7 protein-coding genes and 1 tRNA gene are annotated in these 9369 nt (G+C 66.3%); 4 read left to right on the plus strand and 4 right to left on the minus strand.

Features of this window, described 5'->3' with window-relative positions; genetic code table 11:
• Positions 1 to 437 (minus strand): ATP-binding cassette domain-containing protein (locus tag ACLFRM_RS08020; protein ID WP_410755218.1); only part of this gene is annotated, 437 nt, incomplete at its 3' end.
• A gap of 277 nt (positions 438 to 714) precedes the next feature.
• Between ACLFRM_RS08020 and ACLFRM_RS08025 the strand changes: the two genes are divergently transcribed.
• Together ACLFRM_RS08025 and ACLFRM_RS08030 are read left to right on the plus strand one after the other, a co-directional pair.
• Positions 715 to 2436 carry a VWA domain-containing protein gene (locus ACLFRM_RS08025; RefSeq protein ID WP_410755219.1) on the plus strand — a complete coding sequence of 574 codons (1722 nt, stop codon included), beginning with the start codon at positions 715 to 717 and terminating at the stop codon, positions 2434 to 2436.
• A gap of 43 nt (positions 2437 to 2479) precedes the next feature.
• Entirely contained in the window at positions 2480 to 3976 is a 1497-nt protein-coding gene (locus tag ACLFRM_RS08030; protein ID WP_410755220.1) for a hypothetical protein, read from the plus strand.
• An 82-nt stretch (positions 3977 to 4058) separates the two neighbouring features.
• Here ACLFRM_RS08030 and ACLFRM_RS08035 read toward each other — a convergent pair whose 3' ends face one another.
• The 3 genes from ACLFRM_RS08035 to ACLFRM_RS08045 form a co-directional block, all read right to left on the minus strand.
• Positions 4059 to 4721 carry a peroxiredoxin gene (locus ACLFRM_RS08035; RefSeq protein WP_410755221.1) on the minus strand — a complete coding sequence of 221 codons (663 nt, stop codon included), beginning with the start codon at positions 4719 to 4721 and terminating at the stop codon, positions 4059 to 4061.
• 134 nt (positions 4722 to 4855) lie between these two features.
• Positions 4856 to 5941: an FAD-binding protein gene (locus ACLFRM_RS08040; protein WP_410755222.1), complete on the minus strand. Its 1086-nt coding sequence runs from the start codon at positions 5939 to 5941 to the stop codon at positions 4856 to 4858.
• On the minus strand, positions 5938 to 6906 hold the full coding sequence (locus tag ACLFRM_RS08045) for a glycosyltransferase family 9 protein (protein ID WP_410755223.1): 969 nt from the start codon (positions 6904 to 6906) through the stop codon (positions 5938 to 5940). Before ACLFRM_RS08045 ends, ACLFRM_RS08040 begins: the two co-directional genes overlap by 4 nt.
• Before the next feature lie 270 nt (positions 6907 to 7176).
• Here ACLFRM_RS08045 and metG point away from each other — a divergent pair, with 270 nt between their 5' ends.
• Both metG and ACLFRM_RS08055 read left to right on the plus strand, forming a co-directional pair.
• Complete coding sequence (metG, locus tag ACLFRM_RS08050) at positions 7177 to 9231, plus strand: methionine--tRNA ligase (protein ID WP_410755224.1); 2055 nt, start codon at positions 7177 to 7179, stop codon at positions 9229 to 9231.
• Between the two features lie 58 nt (positions 9232 to 9289).
• Positions 9290 to 9366 (plus strand) — tRNA-Met (locus ACLFRM_RS08055).
• The last annotated feature ends 3 nt before the right edge of the window (positions 9367 to 9369 follow it).

Below are 9369 nucleotides of genomic sequence, written 5' to 3' on the forward strand. Positions count from 1 at the left end.
ACCTCGAGCTTGCGGTCGAGATCCCAGCCACCACCGGCCTCGATCTGGTCCTGCAGCTTGCCCTGCTCTTCCATCAGCGCCTCGAAGTCGGCGTCCGGGTCGGCGAACTGCTCGGAGACCTTGTTGAAGCGCTCAAGTAATTCGGCCATCTCGCCGACACCATCCATGACGTTGCCGCGCACGTCCTTGTCCGGGTCGAGATCCGGCTCCTGCTTGAGGTAGCCGATCTTGATGCCCGGCTGCGGACGGGCCTCGCCGATGATGTCCTTGTCCTCGCCGGCCATGATGCGCAGCAGGGTCGACTTGCCGGCGCCGTTGTAACCCAGCACGCCGATCTTGGCGCCCGGGAAGAAGTTGAGGTTGATGTCCTTCAGGATGTGTTTTTTCGGCGGGACGACCTTGCCCACGCCGTTCATGGTAAAGATGTATTGAGCCATAGGGTCCGAGACTTTGTGTTGTTGCAAACGAAATGAAGCGGCACTATCCCGCAGAGGGAACCCTGCTGGCAGATTTCCCACAAGCCGGTTTCCCGGGATAGCGACCGCGTTTGATCACAAGGATACCAGCACTGTGCCGCGACTTTATGCCCCCTGCCCGACAACCGACGACATTCGGCCGCTCCCGTCGCCGCAAAGTCCGGACCACGCCTGTCGCCTCACCCGGCGCTTGTCGATCCGGGCAGCGCTGATCCTGTTCGTCGCCCTGCCCTTGGCCATGCCTGCGCATGCAGCGGCCGAACCGGAACTGCACGTGTTGATCGACGTCTCGGGCAGCATGAAGAACACCGACCCGGAGAACCTGCGCGAGCCGGCTTTGCGCCTGCTAAGCGACCTGGTCCCGGAGGAGAGCCGGGTTCGCCTGGACCTGTTCGGCAACCGCATCACCGAGATCATGCCGGCCTCGCGTGCCACGACCGAGACCAAGAAGGCCATGCGGGAAGCCGCTGCCCGCATTCGCTCGGACGAACCGTTCACCGACATCCCGGCGGCGCTCGACGCCGCCAACCGCGACTGGGGCGAGGACACGGACCGGAACGTCATCCTGCTCTCGGACGGCAAGGTGGACATCTCCCCCGACGAGGCGGTCAACGAGCGGGCCACCACTCGGCTGCAGGAGGAGGTGATCCCGGCGCTGATCGACGCCGAGGTCCAGGTGCATACCGTGGCTCTCTCCGAGGCGGCCGACGAGGCGATCCTGACCGAGATCGCCGAACGCACCGGCGGACTGGCCCTGAGCGCACGCAGCAACGAGGACCTGCAGCGCGTCTTCCTCGCCCTGTTCGAGGCAACGGCGCCGCGTACCGGTGTCCCGCTGGTCGAGAATCGCTTTCGTGTCGACGACAGCATCAGCGAACTCACCCTGGTCGTCTTCCGGGCCGACGACGCCCCAGCCACCCGCATCCAGGTCCCCGACGGCGGCGAAATCGACCAGGAAACGGCTGGCGAACTGGCCGACTGGCGCTGGGACGGCAGTGCCGGACGCGACCTGATCACCATCGAGAACCCGCCGGAAGGCAGTTGGCGAATCCTCGCCGCCGAAGACCCCGACAACCGCGCGCTGGTGATCACGGACCTGAAACTCGCCATGCCCGGACTGCCCAGTCGCGTGTTCCCCGGCGAGGCGATCGAGGGCGGACTGCTCCTGACCAACCGCGGCAAGCCGATCGTCGAGCCCCGCCTGACCGACGACATCGAGGCCGTGGTGGAAACCAGGGACCCGGAAGAGACGGTGATCGAGTCGTTCGAGCTCAACGACCTCGGCGCCGACCCGGACGTGATGGGAGGCGACAGCCGATACGATTTCGGTCTGCGACTGGACGGCGACACCGGCATCTACACGATCGAGGGGCGCGCCAGTGGGCCGACCTTCGAACGCGTGATCCGCAAGAAGGTCGCCCTGGCGCGCCATCAACCGTTCACGGCTCGCGTCGTGCGCCCACATCTTGGCGCCCGGGAAGATGATGCCAGCGGGGTAACCGACACACCGCCCCCTCACCTGGTGATCGAACAGGACGTCGCCCTGCTCGACCCGGCCGCCTCTCGACTCAGTGCCCGGATCGAGTGCACCGACGCCGAATCCGGCGCGATCGAGGCCACCCTCGACCAGGCGAGCAACCGCATCGAACTGCCGGCGGTGGATGCCGCCGACTGCCGGGTGACCGGTACCGTCAGCGGCGTGACCGAGGACGGACGCGAGGTTAGCCTGCCTCTGAACGAGACCGTTCCGGCCCCGGTACGCCAGGCCGACCCGGCGACCGACGAGTCGGAGACCGACGATACCGACACCCGCCCCGCGGCCACGGAACCGACCGGCAACCCGCTGCTTGCCGCCCTTATCGGCCTGGGGGCGCTCGCCGCACTCGCTCTCATCGGCTGGGTATGGCGCGCTCGCCTGCACCGCCGGCACCGTCAGCTGATCGATATCGCACGCAACTGAGCCACGATCAACGCATCACCGACACATCACGGAACACCGACACATGCTCGACTATTTCCTGAGTTCAGACTGGGCCATCATCGCCACCGAGTTGCTGGCCGGCTTTATCGTGATCACCCTGATCCTCGCCGTTCTGGTCTGGCGCGCTCAACGTCGCCACACCGGGGCGGCCGAGCGGCTGCTCGACGATCGCGACCCGATCGTACGGGCCTCAGAGGAGATGGTGGATCGTCAGATCCAGCGTGTCTGGCCGGAACTCGAACTCGATGACGAACAACGCGAAACCTACGCCGAACGCAGCCTCGACGCCGTCGAGGCGATGGTCGAACCATGGCTCGACCCCAAGCGCTACGAGCTTGCCACCGTTGCTCGGCGATTCCTGCAGGTGCGGCAGGCGGATCTCGAACAACTGCTGACCCTGGCGCGCGCCCACGCCGAACAGAACGACCGGGACGATACGCGTATCACCGCACTCGAGGCGGACATCGAGGAACTGCGCCAGATACGCGACCGGCAGGCCAAGCAGCTGGCCGACTCCCTGGAAACCGTGAACGTGATGGTCCGGGAGTACGGCCGGAAGTTCGACTACAACCAGGAACCGCACGTCGCCACCGTGCTCAAGGCCATTGTCATGGTCGAGGAGATGGAGGCAGGCGCCGACTGCGAGACCGCCCAGCGCCGCGCCGAAGAGGTCTTCAGCGAGGACCTCGTCGCGACCCGCACCGCTCCGGTCGAACCCGAGCCCGAACCCACACCGGCCGGGGATGAGGCTTCGACGGACGAGACGGCGGGCAAGGACACCGCTGCCGAGGCGACCGTCCTCTCGCCGGAGGAAGAGATGGCCGCCGCGATGCAGGCCGAGGCGTCCGGCACGACGCCGGACGACGACGCACCGGCCACCCCGCCCGAAACGGCAGCGGAGCCGAAAGACGCGTCCGAATCCGCCGGTGAAGCAATCCCGTCCGACGCCGCGGCCACGTCGGAAGACCGCGATCGGTCCAGCGACATGGACGCGTCCACCGACAAGACCGAACTCGCATCACAAATGCCCGCCCCGACGGACGCCGACGACATCGACCAACTGATCGAATCCGCCGCACGGGCGAAGAGCCAGGCCGAGACCCCAGACAAGCGAGCCGACCAGCCGCCCGAGGCGGACACGGATGCCTCACCCGCCCCCCAGGCCGCTTCACCCGGTGCTACAACGAGCGGCGAGCCGCAAGACGCTGGCGGTGACGAACCCGTCGACACGGCCACCAGTGGAGAAGGCGAACCGGCCATGGCCCGAAACGGGCAGGACACCGAATCGAAAGGCGATACGGAAACCGGCGGCGAGAAACGCAGCAGTCACGCTGAACGGGCCGAAAGGGCCGAACGGGCCGAGGAAACGGAAAACGGCGTGATCGACCTCGACGACGTCGAGATCCCGAAGGAAGACGAAAAGGACAAGGGTGACGACAAGGGCGAGGAGTTCGACCTCGACGACATCGATGCCCTGCTCGATGCCGAGATCGCCCGCAAGCACGGCAAGGACGACTGACACCCATCGCCCACCCGTGGGTCACCGGCATGAAAAAACCCCGGGCGAAACCCGGGGTTTGTCTCGAGGCGTGCCGAAGGAATCAGAGCGATTTTTCGCAGAAATACCAGTCGGTGCACTCGTAGCCTTCGTCCAGACGCTTCTCGGCTTCTTCCACGGTATTCGGCGGCGGGACGATGACCTTGTCACCCGGCTTCCAGCCCTCCGGAGTCGCTACACCGTGCGCACTCGAGGTCTGCAGTGAATCCACCAGGCGGAGGATCTCGTCGATCGACCGACCGTTGGTCTTCGGGTAGTAGAGCATCGCCCGCAGGTTGCTCTCCGGGTCGATGATGAAGGTCGCCCGCACCGCCGAGGTGTCGGATACGCCCGGGTGCACCATGCCGTAGGCATTGGATACCTTCATCGAGATGTCCTCGATGATCGGGAACGGGATGGTCTGGCCGAATTTCTCCTTGATGTTCTGTACCCAGGCCAGGTGCGAGTGAATGCTGTCGATCGACAGACCCAGCAGGTCGCAGTTACGCTCCTGGAAGTCATCGAAGGCACGGGCGAAGGCCGTGAACTCGGTGGTGCAGACCGGGGTGAAGTCCGCCGGGTGCGAGAACAGCACCAGCCAGCGACCCGCGTAGTCCGACAGCTGCTTGGTTCCGTGGGTGGTGTTGGCCTTGAAATCGGGCGCCCGCTCGTTGAGACGCGGCATGGCGAGTTGCGGTTGTTGCTCGGTGATCTGTGCATCAGTCATGGCAGATTTCCTCCATCATTGAAGACTGTTGGGGATGCACCGGCCGGGCTGACCCGACCGACATGAGCAACGATACTTATGCTGCATTTATTTTACTAATGATGAATTCATCAGTTTTCGATTGATGAGATCTATCAAAGAGTGACGCACTCCGGCTCGATCGCCAGGTCGATGCCCGTCTCTTCCCTCACCCGGCGCCGCACGAACTCGGCGAAGCGCTGGAACACCTCGCCGCTCGCCCCACCGTGGTGCTCGAGCACCAGCGCGTGCCGCGACGACACCCCGACCGGCCCGTCACGATGCCCTTTCAAGCCGGCCGCCTCGATCAGCCAGCCTGCCGGGATCTTCATCCCGTCGGCGACCGGGAAGCGCGGCATCTCCGGCCATCGACGCGCCAGTCGCTCGGCCGTCTCGACGCTTACCACCGGGTTGTGGAAGAAGCTGCCCGCGCTGCCGGGCCAGCCCGACCGCCAGTCGGGCAGCTTGGCGCGCCGAATCGTGGTGATCACCTCGGCGTATTCTCCCGGCGTGATCGCGGCCGGCGCCCGCCCGGTGCGTCGACTCCACTCTCCCACGGCCTCACCGACCCCCGGGTAGCCCACCGGCGGCCAATCCCCCGGGGCTCGTGTCGCCAGCCGCAACCCGACCCGCAGGATCATCCAGCGACCGGCCTCGCGCTTGAACCGACTACCCCGATAGCGAAACTCGCAGTCAGCGGGGGCAAGGCACTCGATTCGACGCTCGCGGCGATCCCAGACCTCGACCCAGCGTGTGACATCGGCGATCTCGGTCCCGTAGGCGCCGACGTTCTGCATCGGGGCGGCACCGACCGTACCGGGAATCTCGGCAAGGGCCTCCAGGCCGAACCAGCCCCGGGCGGCGGTTTCGCGCACCAGCGCGTCGAGACCCAGACCTGCCTCGACCGAGAGATCGACCCAATCGTCACCCGACCGGGTCACGCGCCAGTCGGCGGCGTCAATGCGCACGGCCTGTGGGACACGCGGGGTGACGAAGACCACGTTCGACCCGCCACCGACCACGCGCGTTGCCGGATCGGCCAGCCACTCGGCCACATCGGGCGTGCGCAGCGTCGACTCGGACACGTCGTTGAGCGCCAGCAGGCGCACCGCCTCGGCGGGCAGTCGGAGGGTGTTGCTCAGGGGGCAGGGCCCGAGCCATTCAAAGGCCGGCCGGGTGGCGACCGCGTCCGGGTTCGTCATGGGCTCTCGGGGCTAGTCTCGACGGCGTCCCGACCGCGTACCGGCCCCTCCGGCAGCTCGATCGGCGCCTCGCCGTGGGTGATCACCTGGATGATCGACTCGACCACGATCTCGGGCTGGCTCATGGGGGCGCGGTCGACGTTGATCAGCTTCTGGCGCGAACGCCGGGTGGTGATCACGCCCTCGTGCTTGGCCTCGCCTTCCCGGCACACGCACACGCCGGGAATCCCGAGGGCGGCGGCCAGCCAGCCACAACGGTTGTTCCCGACCAGCACGTAGCGGCTCTGCGTCAGGCGACGCTGCCATTCGGCGAGGTCGGCGGGCGGATTGGCGGTCACGTCATCCAGCGTGACGCCGGTTTCGGCCAGTCGTCGGCGGATCAGGGCAATGCCGTCCTGATCGAACGGCAAGCCGCTCGGGTCGATCAGCAGGTCGGTGACCACCGGCTCGGTCTCGATCGACAGACCGTAGTCGGGATTGAGGTCGTGCAGGGAGTACTCGAGCACGGCGGCGAACAGCACCCGCACGGCCTGGACGCGGTGCAGGTCGTCGGGAACGGGATACTGCGAGTCGTAGGGCTGGCGTCTGGGCAGGCGCCCGGTGCTCGGGCGCGCGACTCCGACCGAGGTGGCCGGCAGACGCCTTGCCATCGCCAGGGTTTCCGGGGTGCCGAACGGGTCGATCACATACTCGACCTCGCCCAGTCGCGGATGCTCGCCCAAAAGCACCTTCCATTCCCGAGCTGCCCGCCAGCGCGCCGGCGTCCAGACTGGTGCGAGCAGCGTGGTGCCGTCGAACACCGCCACCTCGTCGACATCCGGGTGCCGGCGAAACCAGGGGGCGGCCTCGGGGCCGGTGATCACGCTGAACCTCAGGCCCGGTCGGGCGCGGGCCGCATCGGTGAGAGCGGGAAAGGTGGGGACGACCTCGTCCGGGAGGTCGGGGGCGACAATCGCGATACGCATGCGGTCGGACGTCCTGAGAGAAAACCATGCCGTTGCCTGCCGCTCTGGCTCGACCGGGGCCGCCGGCAATTGAGCCACCCACCGGAAGGAGGCGGCCGGCGATTGCCGGAGAGAGCGGAATCCAGGGCGAGCCTGCATGCTAAACTGCCGCGCCCCGAATAACCAATCGACACCAGCAACCGATCATCACCAATGCCGCCCCCGGGACGTGGCGCCGTTCGCGGCCCCGGCGTCCCGGCCAGTCACCACGTTCACGACAATCGGACCCGCATGGACAACCAACGCCGGATTCTCGTTACCTCCGCCCTGCCCTACGCCAACGGCCCGCTGCACCTCGGTCATGTGATCGAGACCATCCAGACCGATATCTGGGTGCGCGCGCAGAAGCTCGTCGGCAATGACTGCCGCTACGTCTGCGCCGACGATACCCACGGCACGCCGATCATGCTGCGCGCCAAGCAGGAGGGCATCACCCCCGAGGAGCTGATCGCCAAGATGCATCGGCTCCACGAGGCCGACTTCCAGGGGTTCGGCATCGGCTTCGACAACTTCGGCTCCACGCACACCGACGACAACCGCCGGATGGCCGAGGAGATCTTCGGCAAGCTCGATGCCGCCGGGCTGATCAGCCGCAAGACCATCAAGCAGGCCTTCGACGAGACCGAGCAGATGTTCCTGCCGGACCGGTTCATCAAGGGCACCTGCCCCAAGTGCGGCGCGGACGACCAGTACGGCGACAACTGCGAGGCCTGCGGGGCGACCTATTCGCCGACCGAGCTCAAGGACCCGAAATCGGTACTCTCCGGCACCACGCCGGTCGAGCGTGACTCCGAGCACTACTTCTTCGACCTGCCCAAGATCGGCGATCGGCTCAAGGCCTGGCTCGACGAGGCCGAGGTTCAGCCCTCGATCAAGGCCAAGCTCAACGAATGGTTCGAGTCGGGCCTGCAGTCCTGGGACATCTCGCGTGACGCGCCCTACTTCGGCTTCGAGATCCCGGGAGCACCGGGCAAGTTCTTCTACGTCTGGCTGGACGCGCCGATCGGCTACATCGGCTCGTTCATCGAGCTGGCACGCCGCGAAGGCCTGGACTTCGACGAGTTCTGGGGGCCGGATGCCGACACCGAGCTGGTGCACTTCATCGGCAAGGACATCGCCTACTTTCACACCCTGTTCTGGCCGGCCACCCTGATGGGCGCGGGCATGCGCACCCCGAACGCCATCCATGCCCATGGCTTTCTCACCCTGAACGGCGAGAAGATGAGCAAGTCCCGCGGCACCTTCATCAAGGCCAAGACCTACCTCGAGCATCTCGACCCCGAGGCGTTGCGCTACTACTTCGCCGCCAAGCTCGGTTCGGGCATCGACGACATCGACCTCAACCTCGAGGACTTCCGCTACCGGGTCAACGCGGATCTCGTCGGCAAGGTGGTCAATATCGCCAGCCGCTGCGCGGGGTTCATCAAGAAGCACTTCGACGGCCGACTGGCATCGGAACTCGAGCGCCCGGAGCTACACCGCGAGATGACGGAAGCGGCCGCCGGCATCGCCCAGCGCTACGAGCGACGCGAATACAGCGCGGCCATGCGCGAGATCATGGCGCTGGCCGATCGGGCCAACCAGTACATCGACGAGCGCAAGCCCTGGGTGCTGGCCAAGGACGAGACCACCCGCGCCGAGGTCCAGTCGATCTGCACCGACGGCATCAACGCCTTCGCCGTGCTGATGACCTACCTCTCGCCGGTACTGCCGAAGCTTGCCGCCAAGGCCGCCGAGTTCCTCAACGTCGAGGCGCTGACCTGGCAGGGCCTGAACGAGCCCCTGCTCGATCACCCGGTCAACAAGTTCAAGCCGATGATGCAGCGGATCGAGGAGTCCTCGCTCGAGGCCCTGCTCGAGTCGGCCAAGCAGGATGCCGCCGACGAGGCCAAGACCAAGGCCGGTGACAACGCAGCGACGAGCAAGACCGAGAAGCGCGAGATCGACCCGATCGCCGAGACCATCGATATCCAGCAGTTCGGCGCGGTCGACCTGCGCATCGCCAAGATCCTCGAGGCCGACCACGTCGAGGGGGCGGACAAGCTGCTGCGCCTGTCGCTCGACATCGGCGAGGAAAAGCCGCGCCAGGTGTTCGCCGGCATCAAGGCGGCTTACGACCCGGCCAGCCTGGTCGGCCGTCACACGGTGATGGTGGCCAACCTCGCGCCACGCAAGATGAAGTTCGGTGTCTCGGAGGGCATGGTTCTCGCCGCCGGCTCCGGGGGTGCGGACCTGCACATACTGTCGCCCGACGAGGGCGCCACGCCGGGCGCCCGGGTCAAGTAATGCGCATGACGGGGTGACGGACTCGTGACGTCGGCCCCGAATTGTGTATAATGCGTCTCGCGGGATGGAGCAGTCCGGTAGCTCGTCGGGCTCATAACCCGAAGGTCGCAGGTTCGAATCCTGCTCCCGCAACCAGAT

This window comes from Guyparkeria sp. (assembly GCF_046540515.1).
Lineage (GTDB): Bacteria > Pseudomonadota > Gammaproteobacteria > Halothiobacillales > Halothiobacillaceae > Guyparkeria.

Coding starts and splice junctions, on each gene's coding strand:
- ACLFRM_RS08025 (WP_410755219.1), top strand. CDS start 715: ATGCCTGCGCATGCAGCGGCCGAACCGGAACTGCACGTGTTGATCGAC.
- ACLFRM_RS08030 (WP_410755220.1), top strand. CDS start 2,480: ATGCTCGACTATTTCCTGAGTTCAGACTGGGCCATCATCGCCACCGAG.
- ACLFRM_RS08035 (WP_410755221.1), bottom strand. CDS start 4,721: ATGACTGATGCACAGATCACCGAGCAACAACCGCAACTCGCCATGCCG.
- ACLFRM_RS08040 (WP_410755222.1), bottom strand. CDS start 5,941: ATGACGAACCCGGACGCGGTCGCCACCCGGCCGGCCTTTGAATGGCTC.
- ACLFRM_RS08045 (WP_410755223.1), bottom strand. CDS start 6,906: ATGCGTATCGCGATTGTCGCCCCCGACCTCCCGGACGAGGTCGTCCCC.
- metG (WP_410755224.1), top strand. CDS start 7,177: ATGGACAACCAACGCCGGATTCTCGTTACCTCCGCCCTGCCCTACGCC.